The organism is Mucilaginibacter gilvus (genome assembly GCF_004054195.1).
GTDB lineage: Bacteria > Bacteroidota > Bacteroidia > Sphingobacteriales > Sphingobacteriaceae > Mucilaginibacter > Mucilaginibacter gilvus.
Genome location: NZ_SBIW01000012.1, coordinates 1 through 20,058 on the forward strand (window position 1 = coordinate 1; position 20,058 = coordinate 20,058).

General features: G+C 44.9%; 18 protein-coding genes. 6 read left to right on the forward strand and 12 right to left on the reverse strand.

The annotated features are described in order from the left end of the window. Positions 1-80: 80 nt before the first annotated feature. A complete protein-coding gene (locus tag EPL05_RS19845) occupies positions 81-677 on the forward strand; it encodes a BsuBI/PstI family type II restriction endonuclease (protein WP_166727766.1) in 597 nt (198 codons plus the stop codon). 7 nt (positions 678-684) lie between these two features. Here EPL05_RS19845 and EPL05_RS19850 read toward each other — a convergent pair whose 3' ends face one another. The 5 genes from EPL05_RS19850 to EPL05_RS19870 form a co-directional block, all read right to left on the reverse strand. Beyond that, positions 685-1,920 (reverse strand): tyrosine-type recombinase/integrase, encoded by a 1,236-nt coding sequence (locus EPL05_RS19850; protein ID WP_128535743.1) that lies wholly within the window; start codon positions 1,918-1,920, stop codon positions 685-687. Between the two features lie 200 nt (positions 1,921-2,120). Next, the gene (locus EPL05_RS19855) at positions 2,121-2,507 is read right to left on the reverse strand and encodes a response regulator (protein ID WP_166727767.1); all 387 of its coding nucleotides are present in this window, start codon (positions 2,505-2,507) and stop codon (positions 2,121-2,123) included. A 147-nt stretch (positions 2,508-2,654) separates the two neighbouring features. Further along, positions 2,655-4,592, reverse strand: coding sequence for an OmpA family protein (locus EPL05_RS19860; protein ID WP_128535745.1), 1,938 nt, complete (start codon positions 4,590-4,592; stop codon positions 2,655-2,657). An 82-nt stretch (positions 4,593-4,674) separates the two neighbouring features. Further along, positions 4,675-6,555: an ice-binding family protein gene (locus tag EPL05_RS19865; protein WP_128535746.1), complete on the reverse strand. Its 1,881-nt coding sequence runs from the start codon at positions 6,553-6,555 to the stop codon at positions 4,675-4,677. 111 nt (positions 6,556-6,666) lie between these two features. Then, on the reverse strand, positions 6,667-7,233 hold the full coding sequence (locus tag EPL05_RS19870; protein ID WP_166727768.1) for a helix-turn-helix domain-containing protein: 567 nt from the start codon (positions 7,231-7,233) through the stop codon (positions 6,667-6,669). 318 nt (positions 7,234-7,551) lie between these two features. Between EPL05_RS19870 and EPL05_RS19875 the strand changes: the two genes are divergently transcribed. After that, positions 7,552-8,544, forward strand: coding sequence for a ligand-gated ion channel (locus EPL05_RS19875; protein ID WP_128535747.1), 993 nt, complete (start codon positions 7,552-7,554; stop codon positions 8,542-8,544). Between the two features lie 77 nt (positions 8,545-8,621). On the opposite strand, the gene EPL05_RS19880 is transcribed toward EPL05_RS19875, so the two are convergent. Continuing rightward, positions 8,622-8,801, reverse strand: a complete 180-nt coding sequence (locus EPL05_RS19880) for a hypothetical protein (RefSeq protein ID WP_128535748.1) — start codon at positions 8,799-8,801, stop codon at positions 8,622-8,624. 136 nt (positions 8,802-8,937) lie between these two features. Between EPL05_RS19880 and EPL05_RS19885 the strand changes: the two genes are divergently transcribed. From EPL05_RS19885 to EPL05_RS19895, 3 genes are all read left to right on the forward strand, one after another. Further along, positions 8,938-10,089, forward strand: a complete 1,152-nt coding sequence (locus EPL05_RS19885; RefSeq protein ID WP_128535749.1) for a DUF3095 domain-containing protein — start codon at positions 8,938-8,940, stop codon at positions 10,087-10,089. Positions 10,090-10,232: 143 nt separating this feature from the next. Continuing rightward, entirely contained in the window at positions 10,233-11,276 is a 1,044-nt protein-coding gene (locus tag EPL05_RS19890; RefSeq protein WP_128535750.1) for an NAD(P)-dependent alcohol dehydrogenase, read from the forward strand. A gap of 184 nt (positions 11,277-11,460) precedes the next feature. After that, on the forward strand, positions 11,461-11,805 hold the full coding sequence (locus EPL05_RS19895) for a nuclear transport factor 2 family protein (RefSeq protein WP_128535751.1): 345 nt from the start codon (positions 11,461-11,463) through the stop codon (positions 11,803-11,805). A gap of 64 nt (positions 11,806-11,869) precedes the next feature. Here the strand turns inward: EPL05_RS19895 and EPL05_RS19900 are convergent, their stop codons facing one another. Beyond that, on the reverse strand, positions 11,870-12,667 hold the full coding sequence (locus tag EPL05_RS19900; RefSeq protein WP_128535752.1) for a hypothetical protein: 798 nt from the start codon (positions 12,665-12,667) through the stop codon (positions 11,870-11,872). Between the two features lie 255 nt (positions 12,668-12,922). On the opposite strand from EPL05_RS19900, the gene EPL05_RS19905 reads away from it, so the two are divergent. Beyond that, positions 12,923-14,206, forward strand: a complete 1,284-nt coding sequence (locus EPL05_RS19905) for a Na+/H+ antiporter (RefSeq protein WP_128535753.1) — start codon at positions 12,923-12,925, stop codon at positions 14,204-14,206. An 11-nt stretch (positions 14,207-14,217) separates the two neighbouring features. Here EPL05_RS19905 and EPL05_RS19910 read toward each other — a convergent pair whose 3' ends face one another. From EPL05_RS19910 to EPL05_RS19930, 5 genes are all read right to left on the reverse strand, one after another. After that, positions 14,218-16,773 carry a CheR family methyltransferase gene (locus EPL05_RS19910; RefSeq protein WP_128535754.1) on the reverse strand — a complete coding sequence of 852 codons (2,556 nt, stop codon included), beginning with the start codon at positions 16,771-16,773 and terminating at the stop codon, positions 14,218-14,220. A 133-nt stretch (positions 16,774-16,906) separates the two neighbouring features. Then, a complete protein-coding gene (locus tag EPL05_RS19915) occupies positions 16,907-17,629 on the reverse strand; it encodes a DUF4397 domain-containing protein (RefSeq protein ID WP_128535755.1) in 723 nt (240 codons plus the stop codon). A gap of 198 nt (positions 17,630-17,827) precedes the next feature. Then, complete coding sequence (locus EPL05_RS19920) at positions 17,828-18,235, reverse strand: response regulator (protein ID WP_128535756.1); 408 nt, start codon at positions 18,233-18,235, stop codon at positions 17,828-17,830. After that, positions 18,235-19,464, reverse strand: a complete 1,230-nt coding sequence (locus tag EPL05_RS19925) for a sensor histidine kinase (protein WP_128535757.1) — start codon at positions 19,462-19,464, stop codon at positions 18,235-18,237. Before EPL05_RS19925 ends, EPL05_RS19920 begins: the two co-directional genes overlap by 1 nt. 229 nt (positions 19,465-19,693) lie before the next feature. After that, positions 19,694-19,906 carry a YtxH domain-containing protein gene (locus tag EPL05_RS19930; RefSeq protein ID WP_128535758.1) on the reverse strand — a complete coding sequence of 71 codons (213 nt, stop codon included), beginning with the start codon at positions 19,904-19,906 and terminating at the stop codon, positions 19,694-19,696. Between the last annotated feature and the right edge of the window lie 152 nt (positions 19,907-20,058).

The window sequence follows — 20,058 nt, forward strand, 5'->3', positions numbered from 1 at the left end:
TAACCACTTTTAATAACTAACTTTGAAAACGCTTTTACAGCTCTCGCTGCTATCGTTCGCCAGCTAATCGCCTGGTCACTTTGCCACGGAATCAGGTGGTCAACATCCCCGGAATATCAAATTTCACAGCTGGTCGTACATCATTAGTTGAGCTGTTAAAAAGAAAAAGGGACTTGAATATTTTACCCGTTTTATTGCCGTCAGGTGAGCTAATTAATTTTAGCGTCGGTTCACATAACGATTTACAAAAGGCTATTATAGAACAGTTTTTACCAAGGTTTGGTGCATCGTCTGCGGTGCTGTATGTTGGGGATGGCGCTAACAAATCTCTTTGGAAACTGGATGAAGAGTTGAAGGCATTAAATTTCTTTGATATATCGCATGGTATATTACCTGATGTTGTTGCGTACAGCGCTGAAAAAAATTGGTTATATCTTATTGAAGCCTTTTATTCAACCGGAACAATTAGTGAAGTGAGAATGATTGAATTAAAAAAAAATCTAAAGGGTTGTAGTGCAGAAGTAATATACATTACTGCGTTTTTAACCAAAGCAGATTTCAAAAAAAACATCCTTGACATTGCATGGGAATCCGAGGTTTGGACGGCAGACAACCCCGACCACATGGTTCATTTTAATGGACATAAATTCTTAGCTGCATACTCATCAGGCAACTAACCATTTGTTATATCGCTGGCACTTCTAAATGCTTAGTATCCGTAAAGGTGCCTAACTTTTTAAGGTAGATTTCGGTCATTGAGATACTCCCATGACGGTTGGCTTTCATGATTTGGGATAGCGTCCAACCTGAATTATATTTTTTAATGTTGCTGGTCGATTTAAAACTGTACAGATTGTAGCCTTTGTTGGTAATCCTATCCTCATTTTTGATAGTAGGATTATCAATTAAATCCTGCTTATCAATATTTTTTAGTGCGGTTATCAATTTTTCATAAGGGGTATTAACACCTACTGGTGTTTCACCAACAATATTTAAGGTTGACCCGGTTAAGTAGTAATCTTTAGGGTATTGATTTAGGTTTAACTTTTCAAGTTCTTTAAGGAAGTTTCTATCAATATCTACAATCTGATTTTTATTATCTGTAGTGGTTTTCTTAACAGAGGCACGTATAGTAATAGTGCCATTAGTGAGATTGATGTCACCAACACGCAAGCCTCTAATTTCCCCCGGACGTATGCAAGTGTAGTAAATAGTGCGGCAAAAAAAAGCTGCATATTTATCGTTTAAATCTAAATAATTAAACACCCGTTTCAAGTCGACATCTGTGTAAGGAGTATGTTTGTCAGCTACCTCTTTAGTACTTTTAATCTTTTTATCAAACCCATCTTTAGGGTTAGATGTACTGTAACCTAATTTTATCATGACGGTAAAAAAAGTACCAAAAATTCTCTTAGCCGACTTTACGCTATTGTGGGCGTATGTGCCGTCACTAATTTTAGATTGGACAAAATTTTCAAGTGTTTCGGTTGTTATATCTTTAAGCAACGCTCCGGGGATGTAATTGGATAAAGCGTTTAATTTACTCATATATGTACCGACTGTTTTGCTCCGGCTTTGGTGTTTAACATGATAGTCTTTAAATAAAGATATACCATCAGCTAAGGTCATTAACGCCTTACGCTCCTGCTCAACAAAAGCCTTAGGATTTGCCGGGTCAAACCCGTGTACTAAATCATCCTTAATGGATTGCAATAATACATCAGCTTCGTATTGCTTTCTGATATGGTCATCGTTATGGTAGTTAAGACCACCCTTTACCCTTACCTGCTTGCCATTGTAGTAGTACTCAATGTACCAAACATTCAGAGCGGCTTGTGCCAGCTTGCTACTGCCTTTAGGAATAAAGGTTACCTCTTTGCCTTTTTTAATAACCGGGGTAGTATATTTGAGTGTTTCCATATCCTGTTTAATAACATAAAGATACGGAACGTTTTGGTAAATTCAGCACGATTTCAGCACGAATTTTAAATAAATACCATATTTACCTATAAAAATATAGACAGTGGAGATTCCGATATTCTCCACATTGATAAAGCTTGACCGAAAGGTCGGGCTTTTTTTGTTTAGTACGGGTAATGTTCTCCCTAAAGCGCCAGGGATTAATGACTTACAATTTTGATCACCTTATCTACCATGTGTTCAATATCAAAAGGCTTGCTGATATAGCCGTTGGCCTGGCATTCGCTGGCGATCAGTTCGATGTTGCTGGCTGTAGAAAGGATGATAACCGGGATATGCTTCAGGCTATCTACCTGCTTAATCTTCAGGCACAGGCGGTGCCCCGGCCGGCTGTTAATAAATTCGTCGAGCAGGATGGCATCGGGGTTAAAATTGGTGATCTCCTGCATGTCTGCGGGTTCCGGGGTGCTTAGCGTTTCAAACCCATGTTCTTCTAAAATAAATTCCACGATATGCCTTATATCCTGGTCATTTTCAATAATCAACACTTTTTTCTTCAATTCGCCTTTTTTTTTAAAGATACGCAACTTTATTAACTATTGTAATAGCAACGCCCAGGGGCCATATACCTGACGCATATGTATGGAAAAATATTTTCAACTATTATTTCAAAAAAAAAGCCGGCTTCGTAGTTATCCCCGAGCCGGCTTTTTGATAAAGCAGTTTTTTACAAATTACTTAACCGGCACTACATCAATAATAACGGTACGGTTGTAAAAACGCTCTTCGGGGGTATTGTTGTCAAACGGAGCATTGCCGGTATCCTCGCCAAAACCCAATGTTTCAAATTTTACATTGGTTTTGCCAGCGGCGTTTAACGCGCGTTCTAAAGTTGTCTTTACATCGTTTGCCCGGTCTTTTGATAATTGCATGTTATGCAAATCCTCACCAATAATATCGGTATGCCCGTGTATAATTACGGTAGATCCATCGGCTATGGACGCTGCAACAACATCCGTCAGGAACTTATCGTAAACATTGGTAGAGTTTGAACTATCAAAGTCGTACAAAATGCTGTAACGCAAACCCTTGGTTGGTGCTTCGTCCTGGCGTACTAAATGCAGTGTGCTTTCTTTGCGTATTGGCAAACCTTTGCGGGTTTCGCCGGTCATCACCAGTTTGTAATCGCCGGTGGTATTGCTGCCTAAGATGCTGGCTGCAGGGATGCTTTCCTGGTCGCGCGTGTACGGGCCGTAATGCTGTGCCGTGCCTTTATCGTCTGTAACATCTACCGACCATGATTTAAGCAACTGTTGTGCGCTATCAATATTCAGCACCACCTGGCTATCCAATGGGTTTATCTGCGTAGTGTTTATCTGTATTGGCCTCATCATGCCTCCGCCAACTTCCATAAGCAGTTGCGGCGACGTGCTGGTGATATCAACCCGGCGATCACCGGCGCGTAAAAGTAACAGTTCTTTGGTGCCACCAGGTTGTTCTGATGGGAGAACCGGTTTTGTGCGACCTGCGGTTGTTATCCTGGCACCAGTTATACCAAACGTGGTAACCAAGTATTGCTTTACATTTTCGGCAAGTGTTTTACCTTCTGCAGAGCCCGCGCCTGATGCACCCGTGAGGGTGATGGTAGCATCGGGGTTGGCACGCAGCCTGTCGCCCAAAATATTAAGGATGTTATGGTAAACATTTAATTGCCTTGCAGAGCGCCCCGTCATATCAGCCTGCTGCTCATTCTGCAGCTGGCTTTCCTTAAAGTCGGCTGCCTGGCTGCTTGTTAAGGTGATATACCTCGGCGAAAGCTGGGTAGATCCTTCATCAAAAAACACCGAACTACGCAACGGCAAAGTTTCGCTTACCTGGCGTTTTAGCGGCGCGGCCAAAGGTGCCCGTACGTTAAACGCAAAATCATGCATCGGTGCTGGGGTTATAGAAACTTCGGCAGGTGCAAGTTTGCTTGCCTTGCCAAATTTTAGCGCTATACCGGCGCGAACGGTGCTGATGTTCCAGCTTTCTATACTGCGCGGATCTTGCCCGAAGTATGGGTGGAAGGAAACAAAAGGCGAAATGCTCACTTTGGTAGTGCTGGCTGCAGATGAGGTCATGATATCATAACCAAGCCCAACCTGGCCAGATACAAGCGATTTGCGCATGGCGCTGAATTCGCCGTTGGTATTGGGTTGTTTAAGCTGGGTGTAGGCAAAATCACTGTTTACATTGAATGCAACGCGCGGGCCTGCAAAAAAATACAAACCCGATGAGGGGATGCCTAAACGGATGCTTGGTTCTATAGCTACATAGCTTGCGCTGGTACCCAAAGTTGCGGGGCAGTTGCAGGGTGCAACCACATCTTTAAACTTACCGCCGCGGCCGTCATAGGCCACGTTAAGCATCAGGCCTAAAACGCTCTTGGGGCGGTACTCCATCAGTATGGAACCGTAAGGGCGCACGCCATTCCCTTTATGGAAAGCTGTGGGCGCTGTTAAGGAATTGGTTAGATGCTGGGTAGTGCCATTATAAATATTAAAGTTGGCCGCACCCGATACGCCAAACCACCAGGTAGGTTGCGTGGTTTGTGCCTTAACCGTTGTGCCGGCCATTATAACCATCAGTAAAAAAATGATGGCTTTTGGGATGATTTTATTTATGGGTAACATATAATTTCTTTTTAAAATGTGTTATTTAATACGGTTTGGTAATGCCCCCGAAAGGGGGCTTGTACCTGTAGATATTTGGATATTATTGCGGAACGTTGATGGTGGTGTTTACCATAGTAACCGAAGCTACCAAAGAAATTGCCCGGCCATTCAGTACCGTTTGTACCGCATTACCTGCCGTAGAAAAAGTAACGCCTGCCGATGAAATAATGGTACCGGTCATGATGCCGCCGCCTGCGCCGTTAATGGTAGCAGAGCTGCCTACGTACCAGAATACATTTTTAGCCTGGCCGCCGTTGATGAGCGTAACGCTGCGGGCTCCCGCAGGGCCTGCAACACCTACTGTAAGCCCCGCCGCTGTCTGGAATATCCAGGTAGCATTCGGGTCGCCTTTGGCATCAAGTGTAAGGTTACCGTTGGTGATCTTGAAAGTACCGCTGGCAGATTTGTAAATGCCCGGCGCCAGGGTTAAGCCACCCAGTTCGCCCGCACCCGGGTCTATACCGCCTGGTTTAGAGGCCGGTGATATGCTGTTGTATGCCACGGTGGCGTCTAAAAGTGCTTGTGTTGCAATGGAAAGCGAGGTGGCATTACCCGGTGCCGGTGGGGCGGTGTAAATTCTGCCGCTTACGTTGCCCACATTTAGTGGTGTTTCGGTATAAACATCACCAGTGGTAGCGTCGTGGAAACCGGTTATCAAGGTTGATGCCGCTGTTGTGCCTATGCTGCCATTGTTAATAACCGTGTTAAGGCCCTGGTTGGTTACCCCAGCGTTTCCGCCGAATGCACCAAACTGCGCCGCGCCGCCTAAGGCCGGTGGTATTGGTACCACGATAGGGGCAAAGTTTGCGGTGATGTTTTTATTGGCGTTCATAGTAACCGTTAGCGGGTTGTTTGATCCCGATGCGTCGCCGCTCCACGAAGTAAAGCTGTAACCCGGGTTTGCCGTTACCGTTACCGATACATTGGTGCCGGAGTTGTACGCGCCCGAACCTGTGGTTGAACCACCCGCTGCCGGGCTTGAGTTTAATACCAGCGCAAATTGCGATGCTGGTATAGCGGCAAAGTGTGCAACCAGGCTGCGATTGGCTGTTAATATGAATTGATAGCTTGGGCTCGTCGATGCTACATTGCCGTTATCCGTCCAGTTTACAAACGTGTAACCGGTATTTGGGATGGCATTAACAGTTACCGTACTGCCGGCGTTGAACGCGCCCGAGCCATTGGTGGTACCTCCCGCTACAGGTAGGGATGATAACACTACGGCAAACTGCGAAGCCGGGGTGAGTTTAAAATTGGCAATTAAAGCCCTGTTACCTGCCATTACAAACTGGTAGCTGGAGCTTGTGGAAACCACGTTGCCGTTTTCGGTAAAATTGGTAAATGTATACCCTGCACTTGGTGTAGCGGTAACCGTTACGGTTGAGCCTTGCGCAAATGCACCTTCGCCCGTAGTTGTTCCGCCTAAAGCTGGCGCTAATGCGAGGGTTACCTGCGGAATGGTGGTAAAGCTCCAAACATAATCGGCAACCATAGCGGTTCGCAACGTATCGGTAGCGCCGGTTGTAATGGTGCCGGTATAAACAGCAAATGGAGAAAGCGGCTGTGCAGGAGTAAAAGTGTATACTTTAGTATCCGTGGTAGCGGCAATGGTACCTGCGACTACTGTAGCGCCTTGTTTAATCAAAAACGTTTTATCGGTTATGGTTGATTTGGCCATGCCCGTATTAAACGTTACCGTTATTACTTTAGCAAGCGCAACATCTACGGCCTTATCGGCCGGGTCGGTACTAACTACCACGGGGCAGTCGCCTTTTATTTCGCCTTTATAATCATCTTTTTTGCAGGCTGTAAAAAAAATGGCGGCCATGGCCAGCATACAAATTGCTTTGAAGATGCCGGAGTAGTTTTTGCGCTGAGGCATTAAATTGCCGCCAGCGTGGAAAGTAGATTTTTTGTTCATGTAATATTTTTAGTAGGAATGAGTGCCGCAAAATTTTTGGACAAAACTTCGGACGCTACAAACCTACACCCGGCATAGCGACCGGCTGTTACACAACTTTTTTAATAAGTTCTATAATTCACACATTTCGGGGTGTAAACTGCTGTTGCAGCCCATGTGTTTAAAATGAGAGGGTGTTATTCCAGTGATCTTCTTAAACTGGGTAGATAGGTGGGCAACACTGCTGTAATGCATCTTCCAGGATATTTCTGTCATGTTGAGCTCGTTATAACAGATCAGCTGTTTTACCCGCTGTATTTTTTTGAGGATGATGAACTGTTCTATGGTTGTACCCTTTGCTTCAGAAAATATATTGGCCAGGTAGGTATAGTCGTGATTTAACTTTTCGCTCAAGTGGTGAGAAAAATTTGTTTTGAGCTCATCATGAGCATAGTCTATCATCTCTGTTACAGCGCATACTATCTTTTCTACCAGTATGTTTTTCTTATTATCCATCAATTCCAGCCCTGCACGGATAAGCGCCAGTTTAAGAATCAGGATCTGATCGGCAGAAACAGGCTCAAATACTTCTACTTTTCCAGGCTCAACCTTGTGCAGGTTTAAGCCCAGTTTTTCCAACTCGTACGTTACTACCATTTGGCAGCTCATGCACACCATATTTTTTATATAGAATATCATCGGGAAAGGGTGTGCAAAACAAATGCCCCGATTGATGTCGCCGGCAACCCGGGCAACAGCTCTTTCCAGGCATAAAATAATAACAGCCTTTACTGTGCAGTCAGACAGGTATTCGAATCAGGAATACTTGGAAAAGGCGAAGGAATGAAAGATTTAGTTTTTATATCGATTCAAATACATAAAGCAATAGAGTTAAGTTAAAGTTAATTATGGGTGCTATTTAGGACTTTATTAGGTATTTAACTAATATACACCGTCGCCGTTCGGTCATTATCTTCAATAAAAAATCCCTATTTTTAACCTATTCAATATAGCCCTATGTTAAAACAGTTCGTCGCGGCAATTACAGTTATTATTGCCCTGCTTATATCCTCTCCGGCCCGCGCCCAAAAAGCTACGCCCGATACCGTACTAACCGGCATTTACATTACCAGCATCCACGATATCAACTTTAAGGATAAGGAATACAACGTTAACCTGTGGCTTTGGCTAAAGTATAAGAACAAAAAGTTCGACTTTTTGCATAACCTGGAGGTGCCACAGGCAAAATCCTACACCACATCATTCTCCACCATTGATACTACCGGCGGCAAAGTTTACCTGCTGATGAAGCTGCAATGCGTAATGAAGGATTCCTGGGCCATTGATAATTTCCCCTTCGATAAGCAAAAACTGCGTTTCTCTATCGAAAATTCGCAGTTTGATTCCCACTCGCTGGTATTTAAAAAAGACACCCTTGGCCAGCAATACGATCCGCGTTTTACCCTGCGGGGATGGCGGATAGACAGCCTGACGCTTGCCACCGGCATTAAAAAATACGAAACTGGTTTTGGCGACGAAAGCCTGGCTAAACCTCATACAGAGTACAGCAATTTTAGGGTGCGTATGCAGATAGACCGGGACGCTATGGGCCTGTTCTGGAAGATGTTTTTGGGGATGTACGTAGCTTTCCTGATCGCCTATATGTGCTTTTACATCCATACCGATAGTATAGATTCGCGGTTTGGCTTAAGCGTGGGTGCTTTGTTCGCAGTTATTGGTAACAAGTATATTATTGATTCGTCGTTGCCCGAATCAACCACCTTTACCCTGGTTGATAGCTTACACGGCGTAACGCTCATTTTTATACTCACCGTTATTATTTGCACATCCTACTCGCTGCGGCTGGTGAAACAGGAGAAAATAGCCCAGGCCAAAAAATTCGACTTTTTGTGCGCGCAGGTGCTGTTGGCGGCCTATCTTTTGCTCAACGCCTGGTTTATTTATGGCGCAAACCATGTGCCCGTGCTGGCTGCAGCTGCAACACTTTAAACAGTTTCGGTTTTTTTTTGACGTCAGGTAAGTTCGTTATGCTTTTTTAACTATCCTTTTGTAGGTGGGGCCGTAAGCTATTGTAAAGGTGGTGCCGCCATCGGTGATTGCTCCAGCAATTGCCTCAGTTGCAATTGCCCCTGGTTAAAAAAGGTAAAATGGAATAAGGTTTTATTACCTGCTTTATCTGTCGCGTCCGACTCAAAACGTATTTCGCCGTCAAAGAAGAGGATGGTATAGATATTGAAGCCTGCCATATAATTCAAATATTAAATTTTTCCGGTTCATTTTAATATCATTGTTAAAAGAAAATGGAATGGTGAAATGGTAATTTAGTAAAGGCCAAACATACCCCTTGTCTTTTTTTCGTATCTCTTATTAAAGTAAAGCGTTATGCCCACCGATAACAGCCAGTTTTATGCCCAGTTACCCGTTAACCGGATGCCGCTCGGCGATCTGCTGATGAACGACGCCCTTTTTGCCGATGTACCGGCAGACTGGCACGTGGTGATCACCGATATAAAAAGTTCTACCCAGGCGGTGATGAGTGGCGCGCACGAGAATGTAAACCTCATTGCCACCGGCAGCATCGTAACGGCACTCAACATCGCGTTTAGCATGGGGGTGATGGTGCCGTTCTTTTTTGGCGGGGATGGTGCAACTTTTATTGTTCCGCCCACTATTATTGATAAGGTGATGCAGGCATTGGCGGCATACAAGGTGAGCACCCTGCAAAATTTCAACCTCGAACTGCGTACCGGCACGGTAGCGGTACAAAAAATATATGCCGAGGGGCATCACCTGCACATTGCTAAATACAGCAGTTCGCAGGTGTTTTTTATCTCGGTGGTATTGGGCAACGGCATCAATTACGCCGAGCAAATTATAAAAGGTGACGATTATATGCTGGCACCCAATACCGGCGAGGAGGAAGAACCCGACCTAACCGGTATGCAATGCCGCTGGGACCGCATAGCCCCACCCGAGAATAAGGAAGAAGTGGTGAGCCTGCTTGTTGTTGCCCGCGATGGTAACCGCCAGTCGGCAGTGTTTAAGGATGTGATGAACGCTATGGACGAAATCTACGGCCTGCCGCAAAAAAGGCAGCCCATATCTATCGCTAAGCTACAATTTAACAGCACTTTCTCCAAACTCAGCAACGAGATGATGGTAACGCTGGGCAGAATAAAATGGCTGCAGCTACTCAAAAGCTGGATGCTGGGCCTATACGGCTACGTTTATTTCCGTACAAAAAACGGGAAGCACTACCTGCAAAGCCTGGTAGAAATGGCCGATACGCTGGTGATAGATGGTAAAATAAACACCGTAATATCGGGCACGGCCAAACAGCGGCTGGCCCTGCAAAAGGTGTTGGATAAGCTGGAGGCGGAAGGCAAGCTCATCTACGGGCTGCACATCAGCCGCGCATCGGTCATGTCCTGCTACGTGCGCGACCTTAAGGACGATCATATCCACTTTGTAGATGGCTCCGAGGGTGGCTACACCCAGGCAGCGCGGATGCTGAAGGGAAAGATAAAGAGGTAAACCAACGGGTGCTTGTTCAATTGTCTTATAACCGTCATAAACATTTTTATGTACGCGGCATCAACACCATATATCTGTATGATTGTATATTTGTTTAAGCCAATCGGCTAAACTGAAACTCACTTAGAAAAAACTTATTTAACATGATTGAAACTAAAGCTTACGCGGCCCAGGACGAAAAAACACCTTTGGCGCCGTGGACCTTTGAGCGCCGCGAAGTAGGCCCGCACGATGTGCAATTTGATATCCTTTTCTGCGGCGTTTGCCACTCAGACCTGCACCAGATAAAAAATGATTGGTTCCCGGGGATCTTCCCGATGGTGCCGGGGCACGAAATTGTTGGCCGCGTAGTAAAAGTGGGCGACCACGTAAAAAACTTTAAAGTAGGCGACCTTGCGGCTACCGGCTGTATGGTGGATAGTTGCCAGGTGTGCGAAAACTGCAAGCAGGACCTGGAGCAATACTGCCTGGAAGGCAGCACCCAAACTTATAACAGTATGGAGCGCGATAAATCGATGCCTACTTATGGCGGTTACTCTAACACCATTGTAGTACGCGAAGAGTTTGTTTTGCAACTGAAAGAAGGCGTTGATCTGGCAGCCGTTGCGCCGTTGCTTTGCGCCGGTATTACCACCTATTCGCCGCTGAAACATTGGGGTGTTGGCAAGGGCCATAAACTGGCGGTATTGGGCCTGGGTGGTTTGGGCCACATGGGCGTTAAATTCGGCGTTGCATTCGGCGCGGAAGTTACCGTGCTGAGCACATCTGCCGGTAAAGAAGAAGACGCCAAAAAATTGGGCGCGCACCATTTTATAGTAACCAAAGATGCCGAGCAGGTAAAAGCCGCCATGGGCACCTTTGATTTTATATTAGATACGGTTTCTGCCCCGCACGATTTTAATATGTACCTATCCTTATTACGTACCAACGGTACCATGATATGTGTTGGCGTGCCATCTGAGCCAGCTTCTGTCGCGGCGTTTAGCCTGTTGGGCGGCCGTAAAAGCCTCGCCGGATCGGGCATCGGCGGGATCAAAGAAACCCAGGAAATGCTGGATTATTGCGCAGAAAACAACATCGTATCTGATATTGAACTGATAGACATCAAAGACATCCAAACCGCTTACGAGCGTATGGAAAAAGGCGATGTACGCTACCGGTTTGTAATAGATATGGCAACGTTGTAGATGAAGCTATTGCTTGCAGCTGGCTAATGCTGGAAGCTTTGGCCATGCCCCACCACGAGATACGCTATCGCTAATCTCGCGGTAGCTAACTATTTAATAAACGGTCATCAGCTAAAACTGGTGGCCGTTTTAATTTTGGTGATATATCAGCGTAAAACGGCACATCTGTATAAACTCAAACTATATGACTAACGAGGTTATCATTAACCAGGTTTACACCGCTTTCAACAACCGCGACATTGATGGCGTATTAAAATTTTTCCTCCCGGAAGTAGAATGGCCAAACGGCTGGGAAGGTGGTTATGTACACGGGCAGCAGCAGGTGCGCGATTACTGGACAAGGCAGTGGGCCGAGCTTAACCCTATAGTTACACCCGAAACTATCAAACCTTTACAAGACGGGCGCTTGCTTGTTGAAGTAAGGCAAGTAGTAAAAGATCTGGAGGGCAATATGGTATTCGACGGCCCGGTAAAGCACGTTTATGAATTTGAGGGCGGACTTATTAAAAAGATGGTTATTGAGGCCTAAGCAGCCGCGGGCTATTTTATAATAAATCTTCTATTTTAGGGACAATATGGTTATTCAATAATAATCACTTAATAGGATAATTAATTAAACCGGTAACTCCATTTTTATCTATCCTAACCACGGAAATCGGCTCACCGACATCACTCGGATTACCCATTGTTTCCAAATAGACAAAATAGTACAAAATTTCAGCGATATTTTGGAACTTAAATTCCAAATGTGTAGGAACATGCCAATTAGTAGTAATATCGTTCGGTGAATCCATTGCAATTAATTTATCCATAACTGGTTTTGCAGATTTGTTGGAACCTAATATATTAAATAAGCTACCGTCGATATTTTCATTGCTTTCTATTAATGAGGCCTTAATATATAATTTCCCGTTTGGGAGTTTTTTACAGAAATAATTGACGTGCTCCATCTTGAAATTCTCGCCATCTGAATTCATGATAACAGTTACTAAAATTGGAATATCGTCACCTTTATATAACGTTGGGGATAGCTTGAAGACCATTTCAATAACAGATGAAAGCTTATTAGTAACTGTCTGTCTAATTAATACCTGTTGAGCGGCGAAGTTGTTAACGCCATTACTGTGGGACATAATTATTTCATCTATATCGAATAAATTGGAAAATCTATAAAGGCCCGTGTTAACCCAAGTGGTAGTGCCTAAATTATGTATTTTTAGTCCCGTAGTTTTAGAGCTGTCTTCATGGTTTATTTGAGAATCAACGGCCAAGAAGATAAACTCTTTATTTGCACAAAAAGCAATACAGGTGCCATGATTAATTTGTGCAATCGAAAGGGTCGCAAAAGCATTTAAGAAAAACGATAAAAAACTACCTAAAATTAACCTCATTTTATTTTCATAATATTTTTACCTCTTGAAATATAGTCTTCTGTGTAGTGTTTTAGGTTAGGTAAGAAAGTTATTAAAAGTAATTAAATATCACCGATAGCGTAATTTTAATTTTAGCCCATAGAATAGTTAACCGATAGTATAAAACGTTTTTTTTTGGGGAGTTTAGCCCCAGAAATCCTATTTTTCTTCCGGTGTTAAATTTCACCGTTAAATTTATCTGCTACCTTTAGGCTGTTGCCTTAACCGCTTAGCATGGAAAATTACAGCATCGTTATCTTCATTCTTGCCATTATGATTGGGCTATCGGCCATTGCCGATAAGGTGAAGCTGCCGTACCCCGTGCTGCTGATAACCGCCGGAGTAGCCATTGGCTTCATCCCAACCCTACCGGATGTGGAGTTGAACCCGGAGATCGTTTTTCTGATATTTTTGCCGCCCTTACTTTACGATGCCGCCTTTAATATCAATTACAAAATATTTAAAACCAATATCAATACCATTGGTACGCTGGCTATTTCGCTGGTGTTCATTACCGCATCGGGCATAGCGGTGGTAACACATTACATGATCCCGGGAATGACGTGGCCCTTATCCTTTGTGCTGGGCGCCATACTGTCCGCAACGGATGCTGTAGCCGCCATGAGCATTACCAAGGGGCTTGGCCTCTCGCATAAAACCAACACCATACTGGAGGGCGAAAGCCTGGTGAACGATGCCTCGGCCCTGGTGGCCTACCGCTTTGCTGTTGCTGCGGTTACCGGCACCGCCTTTGTTTGGTGGATGGCAACGCTACAGTTTGCTTTGCTCATAGGCGGCGGAATGCTGGTAGGTATGGCAATGGCCATGATCCTCTCGTTCATTATCAAACGCATTCATCAAAATAGCCTGGCTACGATTAGCTTTATGCTGCTGATGCCCCTTGTAACCTATTTAATTGCGGAAGAGGTGCATGTTTCGGGCGTAATAGCGGTAGTTATTTTAGGCCTGGGGATAGCGCGTTTCAGCAATAAGGTATTCCCCGATAAGTTGAAGAATCAGTCTAAATCCTTTTGGGATATCATCATCTTTTTGCTCAACGGACTGATATTTATCCTCATCGGTCTGCAATTTCCGTATGTGATAAGGCATATAGATAGCGCGCAGGTATGGCTGTATGTGGGTTATGCCCTTATTATTACCATTGTAGCTTTGCTGCTGCGCATGGCGCGGGTGTTCACCCAAAAACTAAACCTTCAAAATGCCTTTGCCAAAGGGAAACATAAGATAACCGAAGACGCCCTGCTCGATTTTAAAAATAGCCTCATTATCAGCTGGTCGGGTATGCGGGGGATAGTATCGCTGGCCATTGCGATAGGCTTGCCAACCCAACTGGCAGACGGCAGCACCTTCCCGCTCCGCAACGAGATCATCTTTATTTCCGTAGTGGTGGTGCTGTTCACGCTGATAGGGCAGGGGTTAAGCCTACCCTGGCTGGTAAAAACCCTCACCCGGCACGAAGACGGAAAAAAGGCCCCGGCGTTAAATAATATTGTTTAGCCGCGCAAAAATTACTTTTTTACAAACCTGGTTATATCCTTTATAGCAAGTATTATTTGCTGGCTGTTATCCAACTGGTAGGCGTTCAGCAGCATGGTTTTGGGGCCTATGGTTTGAAAATTCCACTTGATCTCGTAATCCTTCACGTCTTTATGCTGCGGCAGTATGCGCTCCAGCACTTCGCGCAGCGCCGGTATATCCCATTGTTTGTTACCCAGGTCGTACAGGTATTGGCCCTCTGTTTCGCGCTCGCTTACCATAAAGGTTTTATAAAAGCCCTGCGTGGCGCGTAGTACTTTAAGGTCTTTATCCAGTATCAGCAATGGGTCGCGGATGGTGTTGATGATCGCTTCGGCATACAGGCGCGAATTGTTCAACTGCTCGTTCCTGTCAAGCAGTTCGTTGTTAATTACAATGATCTCCTCGTTGGTGCTTTGCAGTTCCTCTTTAGAAGTTTCCAGTTCCTCGTTCAAGCTCTGCAGTTCCTCACTGCCCGATAGCAGCTCTTCGTTGGCGCTTTGCAGTTCCTCGTTGGCCAGTTCCTGCTCTTCGCTCACCACGCGCATATCCGCCCGCGATTGGATCAGCTCGCGTTCCAGGTGCTCTATGCGCAGCTCTGAGGCGTTGTAGTTGGCGTTGGAGTGCGATGGGCCGCCCTCAAACATTCCGGGTTCAATACCGGTGGATGATGCCTGCTGAAAAACGATCAGAAAATGCTGCTCGTCCTGGTCGCGCAGGGGCACCACCTCAATGTTTAAAAAATGCTGCAGATCGTTATGCTGATAAAATATGCCGTACTTACGCGATGGCTGGTGAGATTTTTTGGCCTGTTGCAATAAGGCCCGCAGCTCAAATGCCAGCCCGTTGCGTGCCAGTTTCAAAACATTAAAGCTGGGTTTGCCCTGTGGTTGGCCCAGCCAGTTATCGGTAGCACCACGAAACTGGATAATGTCAAACTTGTCGTTCACCAGTAACCCGGGCGGCACAAATTTCTCCAGCATTGTATCGTCGGCCATTTTGTAAATATCCTTCGCTTCGCCGCGTTGCTCGCCCTGGTCAATATTCCGGAAGTTTTGCTCAGAGGTTTTAGATGCTACGTTCATAAACCTGCCCGGCGGGCCTTTACGCAGGTATATTTTTTCGGCCGAGCGGAAAGGGCTGTAAATATCGGTATGCGTGCCGATGCTTTCCGATTTGCCAAGCATCAGGTAACCGCTCTCGTTTAACGCGTAATGGAATGTGGTGAGCGCTCTTTTTTGCAGCACCGGTTCAAGGTATATGAGCACGTTGCGGCAGCTGATAAGGTCTATCTTAGAGAACGGCGGATCTTTTAGCAGGTTATGGTGCGCAAATACGCACATATCGCGTATGGTTTTACTCACCTGGTAATGCCCATCCATTTTGCTGAAAAATTGCTGTATGCGCGAAGTGCTTAAGCCCTCCAGTTCGTTTAGGCGGTACAGCCCGTTACGTGCCTTGGCAATGGCGGTTTCAGATATATCGGTGGCAAATATCTGTAGTTTCATAATTGACGCCTTATCACCCATGTATTCCTGCAGGCACATGGCCATGCTGTATGCTTCTTCGCCCGTTGCGCAACCTGCTATCCAAATTCGCAGCGGTTCGTTCGCGGCCGTTTTTTGATTAACTAAAGCAGGGAAAATATCGCTGCAAAGCATTTCAAAGGTTAGCGGATCGCGAAAGAAATGCGTTACCGAAATGAGCATATCGTTATACAGCGCGTCTTGCTCGCTTTTGCTCTCGCGCAGGCGGTACAGGTAATCGGCAGGTTTTTCTATTTTATTAAGCGCCATCCGGCGGATGATACGGCGCTTTAAAGTGCTCGATTTATAATACTGAAAATCTACCCCGCGGCGCACACGCAGTACGGTGAGGATCTGTTTAAAAACATCGTGGTCCTCCTGTTTCGATTCCGGCTCGTTTATGGCCAAAAAATTTAAATTGAAGGGGTGATTTATGTTTACCAGGTGTTTGGCTATCTCATCGGGCGGCAAAATAAAATCTACAACACCGCTTTGTACGGCGCTTTTGGGCATACTCTCAAAAGCTGCCGAATCCTCATCCTGGGCAAAGGTGATGCCCCCGTAAGATTTTATGATCTGCAGCCCTACGGTACCGTCATTTAACGACCCGGACAGGACAACACCAATAGCATAACTCTGGTACACCGATCCCAACGAACTGAATAAAACATCAATAGCGTTAGCTTTTTTGTTTTTGGGGCCGGCGGGTTCAAGCTTTAACATGCCGTCTACAGTTTTTACAACTGTATTTTCGGGGCTGATGTAAAAGTGGTCTTGTTGTAGCGCGATGCCATCGGTAATGGGTACAACCGGTATGGGCGATATCCGCTCCAGTATCTCTGGCAGGATGCTTACATGCGTTGGGCTAAGGTGCTGTACAAACACAAAGGCCATCCCCGTTTTTTTTGGCAGCGCCTGCAAAAATAGTTTTATGGCCTCTAACCCACCTGCCGATGCGCCGATACCCACTACCGGGAACTGCACCTTTTGCGGTTCGGCGGGCGCTATTTTCAATTTACTCATGAAGTGCGGAGGTTAAAAACTTAAAGGTAAATTTATTTCTGGTTAAATAAATAACGCGGGCAAATTTGGGAATGTAATGCACAAAAAAACCCGGCCTAAGCCAGGTTTTTGTTTCGTAGGTAGAGGTAGAAACTTAATAGTAATAAACGTTGGTTTGAATTTTGGCTGACAGTTTCTTGGCATCTATTGTGCCTGCAGCAGCAAGCCCCTGCAACCATATCGTATACAACGATCCGTTGTTTAGCATAACGTTGGTTATTGTGGCCAGCACAGTAGTGGTACCTGCCTGCCTAACCTCCAGGGTGTATTTAGCGGCATTAATAGGCACAAAGCCCGAAAAACCTTTATAGCTTTTGTTGGCAAACAGCGTGGCGCCATCTTTTATAACCAGGTCTACTGCCGGTGCATCGGTGCTCAGGTTAATAAACCTGACGCTCGCCTTGGTATCTGCCGGTTTCACAATAGTGTCTTTAAGCACCACAAATTCTTCGTGCCCGGCTGTGTTTGCTAAAAAAAGCGAATAGTATCTGTTTTCATTAAGCGTAAGGGTATCAGCCTTATAAACCGTTTTGGTGCCTGCGGCTGTAAATGTTGCCGTGCGTTTACCGGTGTAAGCACTTATGTAATCTAACCCGTTACCAAAGCCAAAAGAATATGCGTTGGCTTTGTTATCGCTTAAATAAAAATCGAGCGGGGGTGCATCCGGCGAAGCGTTGATAACCGATAGCAGCGCTATTGGGGGTTGTACAGTATCATTGCTGTTTTTTAAACATGAACTGAGCGATACGGCCAGCAAACACATCATCCCGACCATGCCTGCCCATCTCCTTGAATTTTGTTGAACGTTTTTCATCATAACATTTTAGTAAGTGTAATACCTGTATTACGCAGCTATTTTTAAAAACGATACAACATACCAGCGTATTTTTGCAAAAAATGCATTTTTTGCCCTACAAGCAAGTCAACAATATAAAAATATGGGTTGATATTTAAATGCGGGGGGATACCCCGCAGCGTAAAACAGCCAGCAGCAGCGCAAATACCCAGGAGGTGGCTACTGCTCTGTTAGCTGGCCCAGAATATAGTGCAGGTGCTCTACCGTAAGTGGCTTTACTATAAAATCGCTTACTACTTCAATGGCCCTTGCCCTCGCGTAATCTTCCTCGTCTATAGAAGAGCTTACAATAAACAAGGTTATTTTTTTGCCCAGCTTTGGCATCATTTTTACATATTCATCTAAAAACTGCCAGCCATCAAGTACGGGCATATTAATATCCAGCAGGATAAGATCAGGCAGTTCTTCGTTTTTGCCGGCGTTTGCTATAAAAAAATCGAGTGCCGCCTTTCCATTATGAAAGAAAATGGTTTTTTCGGCAATTTCGGCCCGTGCTATAACGCGGGTAACGGTGAACGCGTATATCTCGTCATCATCTACAACACAAGCAATTTTCAGTTTATTCATTAAAAAATTATTTTAAACGTGGCGCCATTTCCTGGTGTGCTTTGGGCCTGTATCTGGCCTCCTTGCGATTCTATCTGCGTTTTCACTAAAAATAACCCCACGCCATGGGCATCTTTACGATCGTGAAATGTTTTATATAGCCCGAATAGTTTGTGCCCGTGCAGTTTCAGGTCTATACCCAATCCATTATCACTACACTCTAAAACGGTGCGTAACTCGTTGTTAATATACGTTTTTAATACTATTTTCAGATTACCGTCCGCCCCTCTATATTTTATCGCGTTTGATATTAAATTGATGAGGATACTTTCGAGGTAGATATGCGGAAAAACCACCTGCTCAACCGCAAAGTCTGTTTCTAATGTGGCATTATTTACTTTCAGATCCGATTCAAAGATATGCAGCACTTCAGTGGTTACGTCCGCGAAATTAATGGTAGTGGATTTTATTACGCCCTCCTTTATTTTGATGGCGTGAGAGAGGTCTTCCAATGTGTTATTCAGCGCGCGCGATACATTGTTTAGTTTTTCAAACAATTCGGCGGTTGCCGCGTCCAGTTTCTCTGTATCAACAAGGCCCGAAACCAGCGCCATATTGCTGGCATGGTTACGGATATTGTGCGACAGGATGTGTGTAAAACTCTTTAGCTGCCTGTTGTTTTGCGTGGTAAGCTCCAGCGACCGGTTCAACGCTATCTCGTTTAGCGTTAGTTTCTCCTCTACCATGCGGCGTTTTTCTATCTCGGCCTCCAGATCGGCCACGGTGCGCAGGTTAAACACGGTGGGCAGTATTCGGTATAAAGCATATACCGTAAAAATAGATACCACCGCCGTAATAAAACGCAGCAGCGCGCTTAAGCGATAGGCAGGCCACCAAAATATGGCGGCGTCAATTAAATGGGTGAGCCCGCATAGTAATATAAAGGCTACAAACAGAAAGATTATCCTGTGAAAAGGGATGTCCTGCTTTTTCCTCAGCATAACAACGAGCAGGAAGGGGATGGCAAAATAGGATGCCCAGATGCCGATATCGGAAATAATATACAGCCAGCCGTGGAAATCGCTCCAACTGCCGCAATGCCATCGCGCGGGCCAATTGGCAGTGCCGAAAATGTTGCCAAAAAAATCGGCTACCTGTGTGCCCGGCGAGGCTTTTACTATTGGTTTAACAGTTGCGCACGCGGGGCCGCACAGTTTAGTGGTTTGGGTTAGGCTATCAATAAGTTTCAAAATGGGCGAGTTTGCAATAAATATAATTAATAACCTGGTGCTTAATAAATTATCGAAATAATTTATTTAAAGTTGGAAAACCTTAAGGTTATTGGTAATCGCATTAATTGATACTTAATTGTCGGCGCTTTGTACACATTACCATACTCGCCCCCAGCCCCCTTAAAACAAAAAAACTCCTGCCGGTTACAGGCAGAAGTTTTTTAGCGAGTGTGAAAAAAAATGTTCGTTATAAAGTTTCGGTGTAGCCGCCTTTTGGTTGCGATGCGGTTACAGCCTGTTCTACTTTTTCTTCGGCGAATTTCTTTGCCTTGTCAAACCACTCCGGTGCATCATCAGTAATATCATCAAGGATCGAGCGGCCATTCTCGCCTTTTTTAGTAATATAATTTATCCCGTAACCAATGGCCGCGCCAACTGCTATAAATTTTAATAAGCCCATGACTTTTTTATTTTTAAGGTAAATGTTTTATGTGTTGAAGTATTTACAAGGATAGTGCCAGTTTGGACACGATTTAAAGATTAATGAATTTACACGATGTTTGGCGAGGAGCGGATGGTTTGACAGGAAAAGTTAAAAACAAATGAAACAAT